General features: G+C 41.2%; 18 protein-coding genes. 4 read left to right on the top strand and 14 right to left on the bottom strand.

The features are described from left to right. Window positions 1-8 precede the first annotated feature (8 nt). The 4 genes from MHB71_RS01850 to MHB71_RS01835 all read right to left on the bottom strand — a co-directional run bounded on the left by MHB71_RS01850 (window position 9) and on the right by MHB71_RS01835 (window position 4,975). Entirely contained in the window at window positions 9-887 is an 879-nt protein-coding gene (locus MHB71_RS01850) for a TatD family hydrolase (protein ID WP_036617253.1), read from the bottom strand. Then, a complete protein-coding gene (locus MHB71_RS01845) occupies window positions 874-4,041 on the bottom strand; it encodes a GNAT family N-acetyltransferase (RefSeq protein WP_340028679.1) in 3,168 nt (1,055 codons plus the stop codon). Before MHB71_RS01845 ends, MHB71_RS01850 begins: the two co-directional genes overlap by 14 nt. 299 nt (window positions 4,042-4,340) lie before the next feature. Further along, the gene (locus MHB71_RS01840) at window positions 4,341-4,676 is read right to left on the bottom strand and encodes a type II toxin-antitoxin system PemK/MazF family toxin (protein ID WP_076252839.1); all 336 of its coding nucleotides are present in this window, start codon (window positions 4,674-4,676) and stop codon (window positions 4,341-4,343) included. After that, the gene (locus MHB71_RS01835; RefSeq protein ID WP_017687001.1) at window positions 4,673-4,975 is read right to left on the bottom strand and encodes an AbrB/MazE/SpoVT family DNA-binding domain-containing protein; all 303 of its coding nucleotides are present in this window, start codon (window positions 4,973-4,975) and stop codon (window positions 4,673-4,675) included. Before MHB71_RS01835 ends, MHB71_RS01840 begins: the two co-directional genes overlap by 4 nt. Before the next feature lie 710 nt (window positions 4,976-5,685). Here MHB71_RS01835 and MHB71_RS01830 point away from each other — a divergent pair. Continuing rightward, window positions 5,686-6,291, top strand: a complete 606-nt coding sequence (locus MHB71_RS01830) for a DedA family protein (protein WP_211082661.1) — start codon at window positions 5,686-5,688, stop codon at window positions 6,289-6,291. Between the two features lie 198 nt (window positions 6,292-6,489). Here the strand turns inward: MHB71_RS01830 and MHB71_RS01825 are convergent, their stop codons facing one another. The 8 genes from MHB71_RS01825 to dcm all read right to left on the bottom strand — a co-directional run bounded on the left by MHB71_RS01825 (window position 6,490) and on the right by dcm (window position 16,092). Beyond that, a complete protein-coding gene (locus MHB71_RS01825; protein WP_340030115.1) occupies window positions 6,490-7,689 on the bottom strand; it encodes an MFS transporter in 1,200 nt (399 codons plus the stop codon). Between the two features lie 308 nt (window positions 7,690-7,997). Then, a complete protein-coding gene (locus tag MHB71_RS01820; protein WP_340028676.1) occupies window positions 7,998-9,035 on the bottom strand; it encodes an ROK family protein in 1,038 nt (345 codons plus the stop codon). A 199-nt stretch (window positions 9,036-9,234) separates the two neighbouring features. After that, complete coding sequence (locus tag MHB71_RS01815; RefSeq protein WP_340028675.1) at window positions 9,235-9,504, bottom strand: hypothetical protein; 270 nt, start codon at window positions 9,502-9,504, stop codon at window positions 9,235-9,237. Between the two features lie 107 nt (window positions 9,505-9,611). Continuing rightward, window positions 9,612-9,914: a hypothetical protein gene (locus tag MHB71_RS01810; RefSeq protein WP_340028674.1), complete on the bottom strand. Its 303-nt coding sequence runs from the start codon at window positions 9,912-9,914 to the stop codon at window positions 9,612-9,614. Then, on the bottom strand, window positions 9,907-10,893 hold the full coding sequence (locus MHB71_RS01805; protein WP_340028673.1) for a PD-(D/E)XK motif protein: 987 nt from the start codon (window positions 10,891-10,893) through the stop codon (window positions 9,907-9,909). The genes MHB71_RS01810 and MHB71_RS01805 overlap by 8 nt, the downstream gene beginning before the upstream one ends. A 16-nt stretch (window positions 10,894-10,909) precedes the next feature. Further along, entirely contained in the window at window positions 10,910-13,072 is a 2,163-nt protein-coding gene (locus tag MHB71_RS01800; protein WP_340028672.1) for a Z1 domain-containing protein, read from the bottom strand. Window positions 13,073-13,088: 16 nt separating this feature from the next. Beyond that, window positions 13,089-14,684, bottom strand: coding sequence for an ATP-binding protein (locus MHB71_RS01795; RefSeq protein ID WP_340028671.1), 1,596 nt, complete (start codon window positions 14,682-14,684; stop codon window positions 13,089-13,091). A gap of 97 nt (window positions 14,685-14,781) precedes the next feature. Next, complete coding sequence (dcm, locus tag MHB71_RS01790; protein WP_340028670.1) at window positions 14,782-16,092, bottom strand: DNA (cytosine-5-)-methyltransferase; 1,311 nt, start codon at window positions 16,090-16,092, stop codon at window positions 14,782-14,784. 684 nt (window positions 16,093-16,776) lie between these two features. Between dcm and MHB71_RS01785 the strand changes: the two genes are divergently transcribed. The 3 genes from MHB71_RS01785 to MHB71_RS01775 all read left to right on the top strand — a co-directional run bounded on the left by MHB71_RS01785 (window position 16,777) and on the right by MHB71_RS01775 (window position 18,909). Further along, window positions 16,777-17,388: a TetR/AcrR family transcriptional regulator gene (locus tag MHB71_RS01785; protein WP_340028669.1), complete on the top strand. Its 612-nt coding sequence runs from the start codon at window positions 16,777-16,779 to the stop codon at window positions 17,386-17,388. Between the two features lie 197 nt (window positions 17,389-17,585). Next, on the top strand, window positions 17,586-18,002 hold the full coding sequence (locus tag MHB71_RS01780; protein ID WP_340028668.1) for a hypothetical protein: 417 nt from the start codon (window positions 17,586-17,588) through the stop codon (window positions 18,000-18,002). Then, entirely contained in the window at window positions 17,953-18,909 is a 957-nt protein-coding gene (locus tag MHB71_RS01775; protein WP_340028667.1) for an amidohydrolase family protein, read from the top strand. The genes MHB71_RS01780 and MHB71_RS01775 overlap by 50 nt, the downstream gene beginning before the upstream one ends. Before the next feature lie 251 nt (window positions 18,910-19,160). On the opposite strand, the gene MHB71_RS01770 is transcribed toward MHB71_RS01775, so the two are convergent. Both MHB71_RS01770 and MHB71_RS01765 read right to left on the bottom strand, forming a co-directional pair. Continuing rightward, entirely contained in the window at window positions 19,161-19,958 is a 798-nt protein-coding gene (locus tag MHB71_RS01770; RefSeq protein WP_340028665.1) for a hypothetical protein, read from the bottom strand. A gap of 25 nt (window positions 19,959-19,983) precedes the next feature. Then, the gene (locus tag MHB71_RS01765) at window positions 19,984-20,559 is read right to left on the bottom strand and encodes a papain-like cysteine protease family protein (protein ID WP_047843954.1); all 576 of its coding nucleotides are present in this window, start codon (window positions 20,557-20,559) and stop codon (window positions 19,984-19,986) included. Window positions 20,560-20,780: the final 221 nt, after the last annotated feature.

Here is a 20,780-nt window from a genome sequence, read left to right as displayed (position 1 = left end):
TTTAGGTTCTAACCCAGATCGGCAATCCGCTGTCCAATACGAGGAAACAGCCCAAAGGCATTCTCATAGAAGACTTTATCATGATGCTGTTCCGGTACAAGTCGACGGACAAATTCGGCATACAGATCGATGGGCGCAAGCGGCCAGTCGGTGCCAAACAGCATCTTCTCGTAATGATCCGAATAGACTAAGGCCCGGCGGAAATGATCCATGAATAAAGGTTCGTTCATGAACCGTTCAAAATGAGGCCGATCTCCCACCACAAGACCAGACAAATCCGCATACACGTTAGGATTCTTCGCCACCACTTCAGCAGCATCCATCACCCAAGGATCACCCAGATGACAGATCATGAAGTTCACACCGCGCTGTTGCAAGGCTAATTCATCCACCGTCAGTGGATGCGAATACTTAAGCAACCCATTCATGGAGTACGTGTCACCCGTATGAATCACCACAGGCAAGTTATACTTGGCTGCGAGTTCATAGACCGGGGTATAGATTTTGTCATACACATAGTGATGATAGTATCCGGCATAGAGTTTGATTCCGGCTACTTCAGGGGATTGCAGTCTTGCTTCAATCCGGTCAAGCTCGTCCTGCGCATTTTTACCATCTAGCGCATTGGGATTAATCCCCACACATTCCATGAGGAATGACGGAACTTTCTCTTCCAGATCAAGTCCCATTGGGTTAGGAGAACTGGAATCCGGGAACGCTCCCTTCGTCTGCTCCGTAACCCCCATTCCGATACCCATAATGACGTCGTTTTTATCAAACTCCGCTTTAAGACCAGCGGCAGAGTAATCCACTTTAGACAGATCGATCGCTGTTCGGTGAAAGCTGTCGATGTCCGACAGATGAATGTGAATATCAATGATCGACATGTGCAGCCTCCTTTTCATCGGTAGAAGTTACAAAATTCAGTTTGAGAAGGTCATGCACATCCGCTGAACTCAGCGGGATCTGTCCCAGAACCAGATATGTCGGCTCCGTCAAGACCGTCTTCCCCTGCTGGAGTGTCAGATGATGATGTACATTCAGACCCGTCACCTGATTATTGGCAAACCCCCACGCACTCTGATTCGGGTAACGATGGACCGCATGCAGCATGTTTTCACGCGAAACCGATCCTACTCGCAAAAGGTCTTCAAGTGGCAGGCCCACATCCACCTTGCCCAGCGGGAATCGATCTTTACCCGGTTGCTCTATCCAACCTTCCGCAAATACAGATGAAGGCTGGAGGAAACGTTCCTCCGCAAGCGAGTAATCCGTCAGCGTCAGGCCGCTTTCGTTGGTCACGGCAAGCAGCGTGCATAGCACAGGAACACCCGGGAGCATCAAATAATGCTGGTGGATCGTAATTCCCCGATTCGCTTCATGCTTCTCAATCCGGGTGGTCAGTTTTATGCCTTTCCAGACATTACCGTATTGATCCTTGTGCTCAGTCCAGGAAGCGACTCTTTGTTCCAACTGACGGCTGAAACCATTCATGCCCGGAACCCCCACACCCAGTCCGCCGTACCACGGATTCCACCACGAGCGTGGAGCCGGTTCAGGGTATGAGCTATCCAGCCATTCTTCTCCTGCATATTTCAGAGAGTGTACTACGCTCCCGAAGTCAGGAGCAACGGAGATCGACAATACTCCATTGTCTACGGTGTACACAGGGCCAGACGAACCTTCTTCAATCATCTGCTTCACCTCTGTTCCGCTCTGCGGGAACCAAAGGGCCGTTCGCTCCTGGACCCGATCTTCGCCCCGGTATATCCCACGAACTTTCCAACCACTCTCGTGCTGGTCTCGGTCCGCTTCGTCTGGTGAAAATGTCAGCTTGGCGGAGTTTAGATTCTGCTCCGGATTGAATTCCTTAGCGTTTGCCATAACCTCCGGTTCGCCACCCTGCTGCACATACAGCTCCAGCTTGCCCGCAAGCGGAACCAGTTTGTGTTCAGTCAACGTTGCTTCTAGCACATCCGGGCCAAATGGATTCCCCTCATTCAGTGTCAGATCCAGATGACTGTCCAGCAACGGAATGACCGGGTTACGCTCCTTCCGTGCAAACGCACGGAAATCATACCATTTGGCAAACGTGTTCAAAGCATATACAGTTGCTTTGGTCCGTACAACGGCTCCTGCGGCAATACGGCCAAGCTCATGCTGCAACCCCAGCGTGTATTCCGGGCGAAGCAGCTTCAGAGAAGGGTCCCAATAGATACCGCTGGCACCATACTCTTCTTTGCAGAACAGCCAGTTCTCCGTAATCTGTGAGCTATTCCAATGGCTCGGATCGCCAGCGTAAGAATCCCCCATATCCACAAAACGACCTTGGTAAGGGAGGATTAGCTGGTTTCCGTAGAAACCGAAGTTATTCATCAGAAACAGGTCTTCTTCCCAGGCGGTGTCTCGTGTATTTTCAACCTCTTGGTGGAATTCGGCGACTCCATTCGCAGACAGCTTGACCACGGACTTAATCTGCAAGCCAGGGAAATCCTCCGAATCATACAGTGCTTCAAGAACCTGACGTTCACCTTCGGGATAAATATTCACTTCTTTTGCTTGTTTCTTGGATAACTCTTCGGCAAACGGCTTACCCAGCTTCGGATAAGTCCACCAGAATGAATGACGGGAACCGGGATATTCAATCCACATGTTATTATCTTGCTTGCTCATATGAAGAGAGAATGCACCATTAACAGCCACCCATTGATCCTCAATCTGCCCACCATATTTCCCTTCGATTCCCTTCATCAGTACAGAAATTTTGCTTGTAAAAGAGATCGCATGGTTCCCCACTGGGATTGCCGTCACTTCTACTTCTTGGGAATAGAGACCATACGAACGCAAGGTGAAAGGTACTGGCACAGACACTTTGCCTTTGGCAGGCACCGTAAAGCGCACCGAACGCTCTGCCCATTCAAGGAATTCATCCTCCGGCAGGTCCAAGCTGAACTCCGTTTCTGCATCCACATTATTTTCCACGTTCAGAACCAGTTCAGCCGGGATGCCTGGATAGAGTTCCTTCACAGGCAAGATGGTCTTGATCTTGGCCGGGAATTTCGGGGCAATACCTAACCTGAACTCCGCTTTCTTACCGCCGATCAACCAGGTGCTGGCAACCACGGGATGCGTCTTATTGTTATTCTGTTCCTCTGTAATTGGATCAAGGTGAAACTCACCTTCCAAGATGATGGTTTCTCCCGGAGCGACTGCTCGTGCAACATCCAGCGCAAATCGAATGTTTTTGTTATCCTCACCCTTGATCTCAACCGCCAGTTCGGACGCAGAAGTGTTCTTGATGCAATACCGAACCTTATAGCTGGAACCGAAAACCAGATCATGATCGTCGACGTCTGTTGAGATTTCGTAATCTGGTGTTTCGAGGGCAGTCAGCCCGCGACCGGACTTTTCAAATTCAGCCCGCAGGGAGACATCTCCCTTTTTCCACGTGTAGTCAAAGAAATCAAAACCACGTTCCCGTCGGCCATCCGGCTCGACCACGAGTTCACGCGTGCTGTCTGCATACCAATCCAACTCCTCAAAATAAGGAGCAAGTGCTTCGGTCTGCAAAATGGTAGGGATGAAATTCATCAGATGCACATTATCGTCTTTTTTCTCCCAGAAGAATCCACATTTTTTGTACATCGGTACAGCCTTCGTATTGCCTGCCCATGTGAACAGATCCAGGCGAGGCCATCCGGCCTCCACGGTCTTGCGCACAGCATTCAGGATCAGATTACGTCCAACTTTATAACCGTGATAGTCGGGGCGTACGTTAAGCAGTGGTACATATAGCGCTCTCTCGTCATAGCGGTAATGAGCAAAACTGCAGAAGCCAACAACCTCTTTCTCATGAACGGCTAGAAACACATAAAGATTGGACGAACTCTCCATCTCCCGGCGAACTGTTTCCTCTGTTCTAAGGTTGGTGCCCCCTCCCCAGCTTTCATTACTACGGTTCCACATATCCGCGAGTGCGGCAGCGTAAGAGGGATCGTATTCAATAATATGGATTTGATCAATAATGGAAGTTACTGTCATATTTGGATCTCCTTATCTTTATCTATAGGATGGTCTTTGTGAACTTTCGATATGGCCTTTGCCCGATAGCCGCAGAGATAATACAGGCCATGTTTGAAGAAGCTAGCGATAGTCTTATCATACTATAAATGGAAGCATTTTCAGAGAATTAAAAATCTTTCTTTCCAACTTATATGTGCCTTTCGGAAGCTCTTGTTAGAAGCATCAAGGATGGACGAATCTATTTAGGCATGAAAGAAAAAATCCACGTCTTTTAGTTAGACGTGGATTTAGGAATATGATCAGCTACTAATTTTCAATTATGCCAATATAGAACGGACATTGCGTAGAACTGATTTCATAAATTCAGAGGTTGGTTCGGCATGCCCCGCAATTTGGATACGTCGTTGCCGCACATCAAGACTCTTCAACTGATCCGTCAAAACAACACCTGAAAATGGCAGCTCTTCTGGTAGTGTAACTTCAAAAGGATAATCCTTGGCTTGGCTCGTTATGAGACATACAACGGCAAAACCCGTTATTTCATTGAATTCAAGTTCCGATAGAACAATAGCCGGTCGTCTCCCGGCTTGCTCGTGACCCGCTTGAGGATCAAAGTCAAGCCATATCAGATCGCCTCGTTTGGGAATAATCAAAGTAACTCGTTCCCTTCAGTACCAAAGTCTATTTCTTCATGTCTTGTATCCTGTTTCACTTTAGAGAGCAAAGTCTTTAGATGGTTACGTAGTTCCTCATTGGACTCTACAGGCTTGGTTTTTGGACGCAACAACAATTCATTATCTTCTGTCACCAAAATCTCGATTTCCGAGCCTTCTTCCAGATTAAGACGCTTAAGCAATTGGTTAGGAATGCGAATTGCACTGCTATTTCCCCATTTGCTAAGTGTGGCTGTAGTCATGGCAATCCCACGCCTTTCGTTTGATTGATGCTCCAATTATACCTCACCTCCCTACAGTTGTATATCTATATGATATACATGAAACAATAAAAGGATACATTGGAGCTATAGTCCCTCGGTAGCTTACCCTTGTATAATGTGCCTTGATCTCGACTGCCAGTTCGGACGCAGAAGTGTTCTTAATGCGATAGCGAACCTTATAGCTGGAACCGAAAACCAGATCATGATCATCGACCTCTGTAGAGATTTCGTAATCCGGTGTTTCGAGGGCAGTCAGCCCGCGACCCGACTTTTCAAATGCAGCCCGCAGGGAGACATCTCCCTTTTTCCACGTATAGTCAAAGAAATCAAAACCACACTCCCGTCGGCCATCCGGCCTCCACGGTCTTGCGCACAGCAGCGTAAGAGGGGGCGTATTCAATAATATGGATCTGGTCGATAATCGAAGTTACGGTCATGTTCTGATCTCCTTCTCTTTATGTACAGGATGGTGAAGAAGCCAGTGATAGTCTTATCATACTATAATTGGAATCATTTTCAGAGGATTATATCATTGCTTCGGTACCCACTTCCGTATGAAGTGTCAATGAATCCATTCAACCCTTATGTATGGGTAAACATATTGCCGCAGTGTGCCCTGAAATGGACATACATGTGAACTTTGACAAGCTCTATTCGCTATTGTTACTCTTTGTACAGGAGTGTTTCTTTTATATATAAAAAAGATAGATTCATGGAGGGAAAGCATGACAGAATGGATCACGCAATTTATACTCTTTTTTAAAGATTTGTCATACGCAGGTCTGGTCATTGCCTTGTCGTTTGAATTCGTACCTGCTGAACTCGTACTGCCCATGGCGGGATATTGGGTGTATCTTGGGGATATGAAACTTTGGCTGGCTATACTCGCTGGTACCGTAGGTGGTACGTTTGGACCTCTGACGTTGTATGCCCTGGGACGATACGGCGGCAGACCGATGGTCGAAAAATTCGGCAAGTATTTCTTGATTCGCCCCCACCATCTGGACGCTTCCGATAAGTTCTTCGAGAAATATGGCAGCGGGGTAGCATTCTATGGACGTTTTGTACCCGGCATTCGGACCGTGATCTCCATCCCATGTGGAATGGCGAAGATGAATGTGTTTAAGTTCAGTATCTTTACCTTCTTGGCCATGCTTCCGATCACCTCATTGTACATCTACTTAGGCTTCAAATTAGGCTCTCAATGGGAGCACGTGGACGAGATTGTTAAGCCTTATATCGTTCCGGCAGCGGTGGTTTTCTTAGGTGCTTTTGGATTGTACGTGCTTTTGAAACGTTGGAAAAGAAGAACGGCTTTGAACAAGTCATAGGCTTGCCTGAGGAAATGCGGGCTGTATAGTAGAGTAGCTGGTATATGATGAAAAAAATCCTTACTCTACATGACCTGTGGTTATGATTTGTTAAGTTACTAGTGATAGATGATATACCGTACTAATCTACTCTTATATTCATATGCAAAGCCCCACCGATCATGGCGATCAGTGGGGCTTTATCGTTTCAATTGATTTCTAAATCAATTCCTGCCTTCTTTTCAAATACATATACAACACTACGCCAGATGCCGCACAGATCACAGCACATAGACCAATGAATCCATATCCCGCCTGAAGTCCACGCAGCAGTCCCAACTGAGTCGTTGAACCGTACAAATTCTTCACGCCCTCAATCACCCAGCCAATCACATAGTTACCGATGACACTACCAACCCCCATCAAGGTAACCGTGAATGTAATCGCGGTGTCACTGCCGTTCGGATATCTGCGTGCGATAAACGCCATAACTGTTGGATAGATCATCGCTATGCCCGCGCCAGATATCGCAAAGAAAATCGCAAGACGCTCTCCCCCTGCAAGCGCCACGAACGTACACACTCCCGAGAAAGCCGAGAACAGAATCAGTGACAATACAAATCCGATCCGGTCCGTCAATGGTCCAAGCAGCAGTCGTCCCAGCGAGAACGTGAGGAAGAATGCAGATAATAACCCGGAGGCTTTGACCGTGTCCCACGTGTAGGCTTTTTCCAGGAAATTAACCAACCAACCCCCAACCGCCAGTTCCGACACCACGCCAAAAGAAAGAATGAGCACCATCAGCCAAAGGGCAGGATCACGTGTTAACGTCTTCAGTGAAGTCCGATCTTCATGGGGAAGATCGTCCCCCGGGAATTTGCTGCGCAGCGCCGCAATGATCGGCAGCAGACAGAGTGACAACATCACGAGATACATGCCGCGCCAGTCCAGTACGTGTCCGAACACACTCAACGACATCACCCCAGTCGCCAGCAAAGGTGCTACCGTTGAACTCAGCCCATAGAAGAAATGGGACAGGTTCATCATCGTACCTGTGTTTTTCACAAAAATCCGCGCACCCAGAATCGCCAAGGCAATCTCCAGCATGCCGTTACCGATGTACATGAAGAAGTACGATGAAGCAAAGAGTGGATAGGTATGAGACACATAAATGAACACACCCGAGAGGATCATTGATGCAAACGATATGATGCTAACCGCCTTGATGCCCCATTTGCGAACCAGAATAGCCGTGAAGGAGCACGCGATTAGGTAACCCAGTGCATTTAGGGACAATAACGTCCCGAGCTGTTTCTCATCCAGATTGAAGTCGAATTGAATGCGCGGAATGGCCGGCCCCTTAATATTTTCCGATATACCAAATACGATAAATCCTAGAAAGATCGTTGCCAGTTGCATGGCGTACAGCTTGTTGAACTTTCGTTTGTTCCCTTGCGTACCTGCTTGCTGATTCAAAATAAGTTCCTCCATTGTGTTCAGAAAGGATTGTTACACTCTATAACTACGATTGCAGTACCATCTTCCGACCGCTGTTATCCCTGTATTTTTTTGATTTGTTCCTAAAGGTGAAAATACAGTGATAAAGGCGTTCTTCAGATTGGTTCTGCCCTCTACGTTATCGTGTCAATGATTTGTACATTTGAAATAGGAAACATGGTTAAGCTTTATTCCTAAAAATAGAATACTCGTAAAAGCTCCTTTTTCCTTTACCACTGCTTCTCAATAACCTGAATGCGGTAGGTCAGGCTCTCCAGCGTCACCGCGACCAGCCCCATGACATATTCGCGACGAGTGTCTCTTTGGATGATCAACTCCGGCATATGCTCCAGTGGAATCATTCGATCCAGACAACCTTGCATCAGGTCATCCCTCATAGCAGGGTCCGTCGTATCCCCTGTGACTACAATCGTAGCGGGGTTAATGATCGCGATGATGGATACAAGCGTCTGTACGATGAGCTCCTGCAAACCCTCTGTCGTTTTCAACATGCGCAGTTGCTCTTCTCGTGACACGCTAAAAGGTAAAAAGGACACCTCGCCCCCAAATTGCGTATTCCCTGTCAGCGGACGACCATCAATGATAAAACCTGCACCCGGAAAATGGTTCTCCGGAAAAGTCACCACCGCAAAGTTCTTCTCTTCCTCAAATTGCTGCTGGTTATACAGTCCATAGACCGTAAGGTTCATGTCGTTGCCAATGACCACTTCCACGTCTTCATACTGTTCTTTTAGCCTTGGTCCGAGTGGCTGATACATCAGCTCCGGTACATCACAGATCCCAATAACGCCGTTGTGTGCCACCCCAGGTATGCCGATCCCAATCGCCTGCACATTGTGGTGTTGTTCAATCAGGTTCGCAATTAGATCCTCTACCACCGTTACATTAATTTCTTCCAAAATGAGTGTCTGTTCGTCCGCCATCTGTCCGTTCAGATTGGCATATGTATGTGTGATCGAGTGAATGCCGCCCTCTATTCGAATAATCAGGCACAGTACGTTGGCGTAGTCCGCATTGAATTGATACCGACTCGCCGGTCTCCCCCCGCTCGATTCATCCGGGCCCAGATCAATAATCTCACCCGTTTGGAGCAATTCGTTCAGGATCGTGCCGCATGTGGCTACGCTGAGTTTTGTTAGGTTCGCAATGGAAGCCTTCGTGCCTGCGCCCATTGATCGGAGTGTATTCTTCACCAATTCAACGTTAATGCGCTTCACCTGTTGGGTGTTGTGTGATGTGGGTAACATGCTTAGTTATATGCCTCCTTTCGTTCATTTCGAACCATTCAATGAATGTTTTTAAAAGTATTTTAATAATTGAAGTGTAGGGGGATTTGGGAGGAAAGTCAATGCTTATTTGGAAGGGGAAAACGTTTGGATGGGAAGACAAAAGGACAGTTCAAGATCCACTAATATGATCCTGCGCTGTCCTTTAGTTAAGGTGGTTTTATGTAGACTGGCTCATTTGATTTGCCAAGATGCTCTTCTCCAGTCGTACTTTAAATAACTTTCGGTTCAGATCCTGTTCCATGGAATGAAGGTGATATGCTGCTTGTTTTACTGTGTCCATCTCTAACACACCTGCCTGCTTCGCGATGATGTCCATGGCGTCTAGGATGAGTTTATTGCATGTGACCAGTTGATTGATGTAATCGTCTTCTTGTTCGATGAGTTGTGCGTACTTCAAAGCAAGTTCTTCGCTGTGGGTACTTGTCATGTCACCACCCCTTTCTTAAGGAGAGGATAACATAAGGAAAAAATAGATGTGGTACGTTAAAGCATACCAACATTACAAAAGTTTACAGACAACATGTTCAGTTGATTCTACATGTACTTTTTTCTCAGATACTTCGCAACAGCTATATGTGATAAATCAGTACTCTTATATAAAATATCTACCACTTCGGGTATTGTTTTCTTTTCATAAATTCCCTTATTATTCCCTTCGGTATCAATATGATAGAAATTCAATAAGGTTTTACTTAACCAGCCCTTATAATTCTCTGTTTTAAACAACTTCACTTCAATTTGAGTTAAACTCAATCCTTGAAATAAGTATAAATAAAATATTTCAGGTAGCACATCGTCAATACTTCGATGATCAAAAAGATCATAAGTTTTAAACATTTGTTTCATCCTCCACATCATTAAACCATTCAATTACTGCACTGAGAGGAATCTGCGAAGCCATACTTAAATTTGAGTTATATTCAGTATGTGTAACACCATTAGGTTGGGTTTCATTAAATTTCGGGACACTACTTCCTGGAAAAAACCGAATATTTTTCTCAATATATGTTTGATCATACTTCATTTCATGAAGCTTATCATCGGAGATATTTTTAATGAATTGTTCAATATACAGCAATGATCTATAGTCACTGGCACAGATAACTCTAACTTCGTTAATCAAATCAAACAATGACAACCCAGCATCATCTTTTCGTAATAAACATGAAACAATCACAATATCATAAAGTTCTGATAACAACTGTTCATGCTTAAAGTGATGCGTTCTATTACTTTGCAATGTGGACTTAACTTCCATTCGTTTCTTGCGATTAATGGTAAAGTCAAAATTCAATTTGTTTTGTTTCTGCCAAAAAGAACTAATATTCAATCCATTATCCCTAAAGTATTTTATAACATACAGTTCGGTAAATAAACCTTGCAATTCAAATATATTAAATTTACCTCCCTGAGCAAACAAATTAACCAAAGCAGAGAACAGTTCATTTAATATTTGAGGATTGCTGGATGTAAAATGCTTTGAAAATGACTCAGTTAGACGAACAAACGCTAATTGTTCATCTAGTTGTGTACCTAAACATGTAAGAATATGTACAGTTTTTTCAAATTTCTCTCCATTTATAATCATTTCGCATTTTGTATTGGAGCTAAAGAAGAGCTTTTTTGTATTTTGAATTTGAGAGTTCATTTGTGGAATTAGAGATTCTATAACAAAAACAGGATTATGATTGCTATCTGTACCATAAAAGATACTTTTCAGAGTATCCGCATCAGTTACATCAAACAAAACGAAATTATCCTTTACAGGAACATTTTGAAGTAATTTAATTTTATTTAAAATATATTCCGAATTCATATTATCCCTCTAATCATTATATTTGACCTACCAGACGCTCCATTTTTTCAGAATAAGCAACTGGCACATATAGAGCTATGGCAGGACTATAATAACTTATTTCAGGCAAATTATTAGGCTTAATGAAGTGAATTTGCAATTGCATAACATTACTTCTGTTTACAGTGACCATGCTGCTGTCACCAGGGTAGTAATTTTTACCTCCTTCAGTAGCATTTCGACCTTGAAATAATTGGTTGATTTTCCCCGAATTACTTATCGCACGTGTCTCATGTGCCGAATCTCTCATCCACAGAATATCAACTATAGGATTAATTTTGCTTTTAATAAGCGCTAATTCAAGTTTATCAAAAAAAGCTTTGTCGAGAAAACATGACATAGGATAAATTAAATCACTTAAAAGTTGATTCTTGACTTCAAAAAAGTTAAGATCTTTTATTAAAACATGTTTATTGATCTCATTGTAATTGAGTAGCTGGATAGAACTATTGTGAGAATCTCTAAATTGTTTTATCAAATGGGTATTTTTATTTACTTCACTGTGGTTTAAAAGCAAGATATCTTGTTTGTTCCATTCAGAAAAACTAAATCTTTTGGCTTTTGCTACATTCGCGCGAGTCATGCTGAGCATTTTATTAGCAAGAACAAAAACCCTAGGAATTTCTTTGAAAAGAGTACCCCTTAATTCAGCACGCTCAATAGTAGCCCAGAGATCGTCATCATGCTCTAAAATAGATGAAAAATCTTCCTTAATTGGTTCTGTGGTAAATACTCTACATACATCTAAAAAACTCCGTTTATATCCAAACCACCGCGCTCTTTGCTCAGTATTATCTACATTTGATACCCCAACTGCTCTCCTACTTATATAAGTCACTGCTAAACCTTTAATAGTCAATCCTCTCTCAACTAGATTCCCTCCCACAAAAATGTTAACTCGATAAAATTTTGAGTTCTCACTTGCATCTTCATCTCCATTGCAAAGATGTGCATCAGGACAAGCAGTAATACACTCCAAAATATGACGCTCCAATTCACCAAAATTCGGTAAATTTACCCCATCACTATTGAAATCAATGTATGCTCTTTCCAAATGATTGAATAGACTATTATAAGATATATCTTCAATTCCTCTAAGTCTAGTATCAGCGTGCTCTCTCCACTCTGTAACTACACTATTAATTTTTCTTAATACAATTCGATGATCATATTTTCTCTGACTGGGATGAACCAACATTGCGTGATTTCTAAAGTCTCCTCGATAGACTCTTAGAGCTCCACCCACAAAAAAAGAAGCAAGCGCTTTATAAAAGGATAAGGGAAGGCCTATATCTTCTAAAATACTTGGTTCATTATCTTGAATCAATTTAATATATTTGTCTTGATTTTCTCCATGAAAATCACTTAAGCCACAATAGTCATCACCTGGATATACTAACGAACCAAAATCAGGGGATAACTGATCACAAGTTTTAATTAAAATGTTAGCTTGGGGCGTAGCAGTAATTGACAAAAAACAATGTCTTTTTAATTTTTCTCTAAGTTTAATTGCCGATTCATAAGTAGCACTCATTGAATCGCGAGAAGCTTTCGTATTTAAGGTAGCTTGATCACCTTCATCGTCTATGACTAGAGTTGGTATATTAGATAATATAGGATCAGAAAAAACTCCTGTGATGGCATTTATTCTCACCTTTCCTTTTAGGCCGACAATGACTACTTTACGTTTTTCCTGAATAAATTGTTTTATAGAAGTAGGGTTTAAAATTGATTGATTTTGATTAGTTGATAAAATAACCATTTTATTTACATCTACATTGTCAAAATATGAACTAATACGCTCTACATTCTGGCTTAAAAGTATTTTTTTAGTGCCTCCTAATACAATAACAATATCATAGTTGTTATCAAAAGCTAGCGCCGTGAGAGAAATAAAATTTGATGTTTTTCCACTTTGTACCTTTCCAATTATGATTCCTGTTTTGGAACTTGGAGTTTCATCCTGAGGATCAGGGCAATTTGAAAGAATATTAACAGAATTTTGAAAAATTTTATCAATAGCATCTCTTGGTATGTCATCTTTCAATAATTGTTCAGTCATCTTCATCCGAAAAAAACCATCAGAAATAATAGGCCATTTAATATTACTTTTCAACTTCATTTCAATATTATTATTCAAAACTTTATCTCCTTTTCTAAGTCTGCAAAGATAAATCTGCAAGAATTCTATTCATCTTGTTCCTTATAGAACTTGCCTCTATCCGACCGTCAAATGATATTTTGAGAGCCTCTACTTCAGATAAAACCATTGCTATGACCAATTTAGTCATAATTACACTAAATTCTTTGTTATCAATGAAAGGCTTGAAGAAAGAATGTTTCATATTTAATTTAATTTTAAATATATTATCCCCTTCTAAATTAACTAGGGATATCCAAGGAGAACGAGGATCTAAAGTTTCAAATTCCACAAAAAAAGTATACTCCATATCCATGTATTTAAAATTAGTTTTGTAGTCAGAAGGTCCACTCATTAACAACCCTGTTTCAGTACTATTATCAACAAGTTTACTATCTTGTTTTAGTTCTTCATGTCCTGCTTCAACCATATCTGTTTCATTAAAAGGATTCTCATCTCTAATTGCTTGCCCGTTAGGTTCTTTAACAACCGGAATTATGGTTGCTCCTTGTATGACATCTGCTTGTTGAAATTGATTGACAACTTTGCCGATAACATCAGAAGTCTCAACACGTTGACGCACACGTATCTGCTCTGCTTTTGAACGGTAGGGCTTTGATAATTCAATCAATTTTTCAATAAATTGCTCCTCTAAACCACTATCATGCCAATCAAAACCATCTTTAGCCTGTGTTACAGGCCAATTATCCAAATGAAGTTCTCCAAATAGTCTTTGATATGTATTAGAGTTTGAGTCCCCGAAAAGTTCATTTGGTCGGTAGTTTTTTTCTGGACCACCAACTATTACTCTACCTCTTCTCATAAGAGTAAAGCCAGCATCTTTAACACTACCAGGTATTCTTATTGCAATGAATCCCTTAACCTTTAATTCCTTTTCTTCATAGTAAACGGAAAATTCCACATTTTTTTCCCAACGTTCAATACTACCATCAGTATTTTTTTCCTCATAAATTATAGGGTCGGTATAAGTTAATTCAGTACCATTATATCTAATAGTAACCTCTTCACTTCTTATATCTTGCCTATAAATATTGCTTAATAATTCTTTTATTTTCCAAATAGTACGAGAGGCTGTTAGTTTTTTGTTTAAACACTCAATTTTGATTATTGTGTAATGTTCTAAAAGTTCAGCTTCATGTATATCAGCATCAATTTCATCATCTTTATTATTCTTTAAACTCTCTACATCCACAGTAGCACTATACATAAACTCTGACCCCAATTGTGTAGACGAAACACTCCACTTTCTACCGAACCAGCATGCTGCTGTTTTTAATCCCATACCAAACTCATTGCGCCCATCTGTATTTTGTGGAACCTTATCTAACATAATCGCTCTTTGGAAATCCTCCCACTCCATTCCATATGCGTTATCAGTAATAGTAAGAATATCGTTACCATCTGAATTACTTTCATAAGAAATATCAATATTCAATTTCGAAAAATCGGATAAATTAAACAATTCACTCTTATTATCAAAATAACTTTGTGTGGAATTGTCGACAAATTCCGCAATCGCTGTCCAAGGCTGGTAACTTAGACGTTTATATGTAGCATACACAGCACTTGTCGGACGAATATTAATTCTCACTATAAGATCTCCCTTTTTCCTAACTTGATTATTTTTAGTAATGACTATTTATTATTCTACTAGTATAACAAGTAATCATTACTAAACAATATTAGATTTAATTAGCTACTATTTGAAAATTCATTTTTTCATTTCTAATGTCTTTTTCATCAATTAGCGATTGAGTAATCCTAAGCACTACTTCAACATTAAGAGCGTTTCCCAATGCTTTATATGCAGCTGTGGGACTTCCTGGTAAGTGATTTAAGTTGCCCATACTTTGAAGCCTCGCACACTCTCTTGGAGTCATATATCTGTTTTCCCAGGTTATAATCGGTACCTGAGTAGAAGTCATCGCTACGAGAGAGGGAGATGTTGTTGGTTTCTTTGCCCTAAGTCCCGAAGCTCTACATTGAAGAATTAAATTTGATAAATTTCTCTCTGAACCTTTACAATTCCATTCAAACTTTTGAAAGCTTGATGGGAATTCCATGATTGAAGGAAGCCATCTATCAATCCAATGTTTATTTACTTGATAAAGTTGACGGTTTTGTTTTATGAAACGAATTTTCCACTTTGGGAACTTCTCTTCTTTTGTTCTAGCGTATGAAGGAAGAGCTAAATAAAGTTCTTCGTCGCTTAAATTTATAAGGCTTCTACCGTGAGACCCTAGATAATTTCTAAGGCTCTTAGCGCCCATTTTCCACGGAGTTTCTTCTTCAAATGGGTAAGTTGCACCGAATTCCATCGACCAAATAGGAAAAGAAGGAAGGCTTTCTTCAATAGGGAAATCATTTATAAATTGTTGCCAAGCTAATATACAATTTACAACTTGTTCTGACAGATTTCTTGCATCATCAGGAAATACATCTAGCACTGATTTTATTGAAATATCCTGTTCTAACGTTTGTTTCTCTGGCCATATAAAATTCTCCAGTCCTTTTCTACTTCCAACAATAAAAACTCTTTCGCGAATTTGTGGAACGCCAAACCAATGAGGAGATAGTTTTTTTATTTGTACATCATAACCAAGTTCTGTCAGTATTTTCTTTGCAATTCTCCAAGTTCTTCCTTCATCATGTCTTTCAAAATTAGCAACATTCTCAAGTATTATATAACTTGGACGACGTAATCTTAAGATTTTTACAATATGATAAAAAAGATCACCTGATTTTTCATCATTAAATCCATTTTGCTCACCAGCTTTAGAAAAAGGTTGACACGGGAATCCACCACATAATATATCATGTTCCGGAACATCTTTTGCCTTTATTGATTTGATATCTCCTTCAGGTAGTATTCCATGGTTTTGAAGATAGAGTTTTCTTAATGACTCATCAATTTCTGATGCAAACACACATTCATGTCCCGCTTGAGTAAGAGCGAGATTAAACCCTCCCAAACCAGCAAACAAATCTATAAATCTCATGCAAATCCCCCGTTGTTTAAAAGTTTCAATTAAGAATTCAAGTCTCCTCTTCGTAGTTATTAAATAACTTAAAGATAACCTTAATCGGAGTATCCGAATAGATATTAATCCTAGAATCTCATTAAAATATCATTTATATTATTTGATTTTTTACAAAACCAGAGTTGAACTATAAGGAAGCAGCATTCTTTAAGAATCTTAATTGGTATGGCACAATAAGATGGTTATATTTAATATAGAACCTAAGTTCGTATAATTTATTCTATAAAAAAAAAGGAGTACATTCAAATAATTTTTTTCTTAAAAAACTGAATATGTCCGATCTACTGGTAGAAATGAATTATAAGATTACAAATTAGCTGAAATAAAACATCAAGTTCCGACACCTTACTGAAAATATATAAATATGAGTTCGTAGGCGAATTCATTCATGGATATGCGAATCACCACACCCCATCTTAAAAACGGAGATTCCACCATGAACTACACACATCTTAGCATAAGAGAGACTAGAAATCTTCCAGAAGCAAGGTACTGATTCTAGAAACAATAAGAATTATAGGTAGTATTCTTCAACGGTTTGTCATAAACTACCTTGTACTTGATCCCATTCCATTTGACAACCCCTCAAAAAAGTCTAACCTAATAACGAACCAACGATTCACTATTAAGGAGTCGTTCCCGATGGTGCAAGCCAAGAAAGACGAAGTCAGGAAAGAGATTGAATACGCGGCACTCAAGGTCTTTTTCGAAAAAGGCTATGTGGATGCCAAGATGAGCGATATCGCGGATGAGATCAATATTTCCGTGGGCAATATCTATACTTATTTTAAGAATAAGAAAGAATTATTCTACGCCGTTGTGCCGCCGGATCTGGTGGATTATCTGAAAAATGTGCTGGTGGAGACGATTCACTTTGATAACCAGACCTTGTTCGAGGAAACGGATAGTAAGCGAAAGTCGGCGCTGTTGCAGGAACAGGTGGATGTATTACGTAAATACCGGAATCAGATTGTCATCATCTTCGAAAAGAACAAAGGCACCATCTACACCAACGCCAAGAATGAGCTTGTCGAGCTGATGATCGAAACCAAGAAGGCCTATCTGAAGAACCAATATAAACGGTATGAGATTGGTACCGAGGAGAACTTGATCTTGCTGAACATCCTCGCGCACAACGTGATCGACATGAACCTGGATCTATTGAAGCGTGATATGAGTGAGGACAGCCGGAAGCAAATATTCAAAGCGTTGTATGTATACAGGCTGTACGGTATGAAGAGTCTCAACGAATAACGCTCCATCTCATCACTTATGCCGGTTAGACAAAGCGTGCAGATCAGATCAACTTCACTTGGTTTGCGCGCAAAAAAACTTCATCATAGATCAGCCTATTTTTTTGGCCTAAAAATGAATAAATCATTCATTATTAAAACAGGTACCTCCGTTACCCTAACTACTCGCTTCACCTACATTCTAAGGAGGAACACAACATGAACACCGCTTACGCATTAAAAAACGTCAATCTGATCCACAGTGATCTGAACCGTAATCTGCAAAAAAACATGACGATTCTCGTCAATGAACAAGGACTTATTCAGGATATCGGACGAGATCATGATCTGAATATCCCAAGTCACTACACAACCATCGACCTCTCAGGAAAATACGTAATGCCAGGACTGATCAATGCACACGTGCACCTCTTTGCAGATGGAAAACCGTTCAGTCTCTCGGTCAGTGAAGGCTTGTTGCAGTTTGCCTATGATCGAATATTGAACACGAAGTTTGGCAGAAACGTTTTGAAAAAACGAATGAAACGCAATGCACTGAACCGCACTCCATGCGGGTGTAACAACGATGCGCAGTGTGGGGGAATTCTTTTACACGGATGTCCAGCTGCGGGATGAGATTAACAACGGTGACTTTGTCGGCCCTAATCTGCTCGTCTCCGGGTTTTTCCTAAGTGCCACGGGTGGGCACGGTGCTCCATTTCTGGCTCTGGTTGGTGACTCTCCGTGGGAAGCACGAAAAAATGTACGCATTAATGTGAAACACGGCGTGGATCTGATCAAAATCTGTGTGACGGGTGGCGTGACGGATGCAAAAATGGTGGGCGAAGCTGGCCGTTTGCAGATGACGGTGGAGGAAGTTGCGGCGATCTGCGATGAAGCGCATAAGATTGGTTTGCGGGTGGCAGCTCATGTGGAGAGCACGGAAGGAGTACGGGTTGCGTTACAAGGTGGCGTCGATACTATCGAGCACGGTTCGGAGATGGATGATGAAATCATTCGTTTGTACAAAAATAATCCCAATGCCCTGAATGGCTACACCGCACTCATCCCCACCCTGCAAGCCGCTTATCCATCCGCTTCACTGGATACCAACGTAACGAAGGTAAGTTCAACGGTAAAAGAGAATTCCAAACTGGTCTACGATTCCATGCTCAAAGGCGTAAAACAAGCGATCGAGAACGACATCACCATAGGAATAGGCACCGATGCCGCCATGCCTTACGTGACTCACTATGATATGTGGAGAGAGATGGACCACTACATGAGACAGACCAACCTGAACAACAAACAGGTTATCGACAAGGTGACTCGAACCAATGCAAAGATCCTCGGTGTTGACGATGTTACAGGAACGGTGGATATCGGAAAACATGCTGATCTGATTATCATGGAGCAAAATCCGCTGGAACATATTGAGGCCTTGTCAGACATCTCTATGGTCATGGTCAAAGGAAATCTAATTCAAACACCATCTGTCACAAGAATCACAAAAGTCGACGATGTTCTAAACTCAGTTTGGTGAATTCAGGAGTGAAATCATGCGCGGAAGTACCCTTGGAACATTTTTTATAATTCCTTTTTTTTGAATTTAAGACAATCCCAATAGCTACAGGTTTGTAACCCATTATAGAAAGCACCTACGAAGACAGGATAATATACCCTGAAACCGTAGGTGCTTTTGGTTAAACAAAACTTCAATTTAACCCTCAGCATGCTTACTTTTGTAAATTGAAGGTGAGTTCTTCGTTGAATGGAGTGCCTGTGAAGTATAAATCATTTCAAGCTCTGTCTTTTTCTTACCCACATGTACACTACTATTGAGCCTACTAAAGCAATGACCAAACTTATTATTGTTATACTCATATAATTATTCGTAGACATACCGGAGTTGATGACTGGATAGCCACCCGCACCATCTACTTCTGGATCAACCCCTTGGGATTGCACATCTTTTAGGAAATCAATCGTCTTGGAGGAATCCCATAGCTGATTATTATCCATACCTCCCATGAGTGATTTTTTCTCAGTAGGTACATCTGGTATATTTACTTCTTTACCATTGATCTTCACGGCCAAATAACGGATATTTCCGTCCTTGATTAATACCGGATTAAGCGTATCCACGTCAGTAGATAGGGATTTTGTCATCGTATTTAAGGACGCATCCAACCTGGAGGCATCTCCTCCTGCAAGAACCACTCTGAACTCACCTTCGAATTGTTCTATACTAAGAAATGACTTTCCAACACCGCCCGATTGCACAATAAAGTCATACTGTCCTGTCGGCTTAGACACATCGATCAGACTGTCAGATACTTTTTCAAACTTCTCAGAGTCGAATAAGTATACTTCGAAACCAGGGCCTAAGGTGACAGACTTAACTTCTTCTTCATTTTTATAACCATATCCACTAGGATCGTCTAATACCATTTTTTTAAATTCATCCAATCCTTGTCCTTTGGCAAAGGTCTGTACATCTTCAGGCACATTGCTGGCATAACTACTTTGAGCCATAGTGTAACTGACCAATAGACCCATACATATCACCATTAAAATTCTCATATATTTCATGATTATAGACCTCCTCAGCTAATCCTTATTGATAATGCCAAAAGTCTTTAAGTCCCCATCTCCACGTTCTTTCTGCTCCCGTACCTCCATTAAATTTCGAGAATTCCATTGAAGTTTTCACACCATCCCAAGGATCCAGATAATGCATATAATAAGTATATGTTGGAGTATTACTGTAGCCATAAATAGCAACTGCATGACCAACAAGGGCCGTAGGACTATTCCATTTCCAACTCACATATACGGGGCGCCCTCCATCAATCTGACTTTTCACTTGGGCAACATTTAAATTACCTGAGTAATAATTAGAAGATACTCCATAGTCATGCATTCCACTTTGGGCTTCTACTGTTGATGCCGATACATTTGTACAAGAACTGGTTGACTTCACTGTCTTAACGAAATCGCATTGATATACATTTTTGCTAGCCATGAATTTAAGAACACTTGAACTAACTGCTGCCCAACACCATTCACTCTTCTCTTGCTTTGCAATAGGATATGATGGCAAATCAGTAGAAGCAGCATATGCTTGTGACACAAAAGAGAGTGTGAATATTAGTGCAAATACGGAGAATAAAAAAGTTCTTCGAGATTTCATTTTAAACCTTCCCCCTCATTTCATTAGAATTGAATAAATTTGTTAAAGTGTGCTTATCTACCTCAATCTTTTTTGTTCCCCTCCAATCCAAACCCTCCATATTCATGTTACCTACACTGTATATAACGAGTTATTAATCATAAATGTTTCCTTTTTTTAAAATATTTTCAATTAAAGTTCAAAAAAAGTAGCGCAAAGCTTATCCATCATTTGAGGCTTGT

Source organism: Paenibacillus sp. FSL H7-0940 (assembly GCF_037979415.1).
In the GTDB taxonomy this organism is placed as follows: Bacteria; Bacillota; Bacilli; order Paenibacillales; family Paenibacillaceae; genus Paenibacillus; species Paenibacillus amylolyticus.
Note: the sequence above shows the minus strand (reverse complement) of the source record. Positions and strands in the feature narration are given on the sequence as shown.

Excerpts from the sequence above, each read along its gene's own strand:
- MHB71_RS01850 (WP_036617253.1), bottom strand. The coding sequence starts at position 887 with ATGTCGATCATTGATATTCACATTCATCTGTCGGACATCGACAGCTTT.
- MHB71_RS01845 (WP_340028679.1), bottom strand. The coding sequence starts at position 4,041 with ATGACAGTAACTTCCATTATTGATCAAATCCATATTATTGAATACGAT.
- MHB71_RS01830 (WP_211082661.1), top strand. The coding sequence starts at position 5,686 with ATGACAGAATGGATCACGCAATTTATACTCTTTTTTAAAGATTTGTCA.
- MHB71_RS01825 (WP_340030115.1), bottom strand. The coding sequence starts at position 7,689 with ATGCAACTGGCAACGATCTTTCTAGGATTTATCGTATTTGGTATATCG.
- MHB71_RS01820 (WP_340028676.1), bottom strand. The coding sequence starts at position 9,035 with ATGTTACCCACATCACACAACACCCAACAGGTGAAGCGCATTAACGTT.
- MHB71_RS01815 (WP_340028675.1), bottom strand. The coding sequence starts at position 9,504 with ATGACAAGTACCCACAGCGAAGAACTTGCTTTGAAGTACGCACAACTC.
- MHB71_RS01810 (WP_340028674.1), bottom strand. The coding sequence starts at position 9,914 with ATGTTTAAAACTTATGATCTTTTTGATCATCGAAGTATTGACGATGTG.
- MHB71_RS01805 (WP_340028673.1), bottom strand. The coding sequence starts at position 10,893 with ATGAATTCGGAATATATTTTAAATAAAATTAAATTACTTCAAAATGTT.
- dcm (WP_340028670.1), bottom strand. The coding sequence starts at position 16,092 with ATGAGATTTATAGATTTGTTTGCTGGTTTGGGAGGGTTTAATCTCGCT.
- MHB71_RS01785 (WP_340028669.1), top strand. The coding sequence starts at position 16,777 with ATGGTGCAAGCCAAGAAAGACGAAGTCAGGAAAGAGATTGAATACGCG.
- MHB71_RS01780 (WP_340028668.1), top strand. The coding sequence starts at position 17,586 with ATGAACACCGCTTACGCATTAAAAAACGTCAATCTGATCCACAGTGAT.
- MHB71_RS01775 (WP_340028667.1), top strand. The coding sequence starts at position 17,953 with ATGCGCAGTGTGGGGGAATTCTTTTACACGGATGTCCAGCTGCGGGAT.
- MHB71_RS01770 (WP_340028665.1), bottom strand. The coding sequence starts at position 19,958 with ATGAAATATATGAGAATTTTAATGGTGATATGTATGGGTCTATTGGTC.
- MHB71_RS01765 (WP_047843954.1), bottom strand. The coding sequence starts at position 20,559 with ATGAAATCTCGAAGAACTTTTTTATTCTCCGTATTTGCACTAATATTC.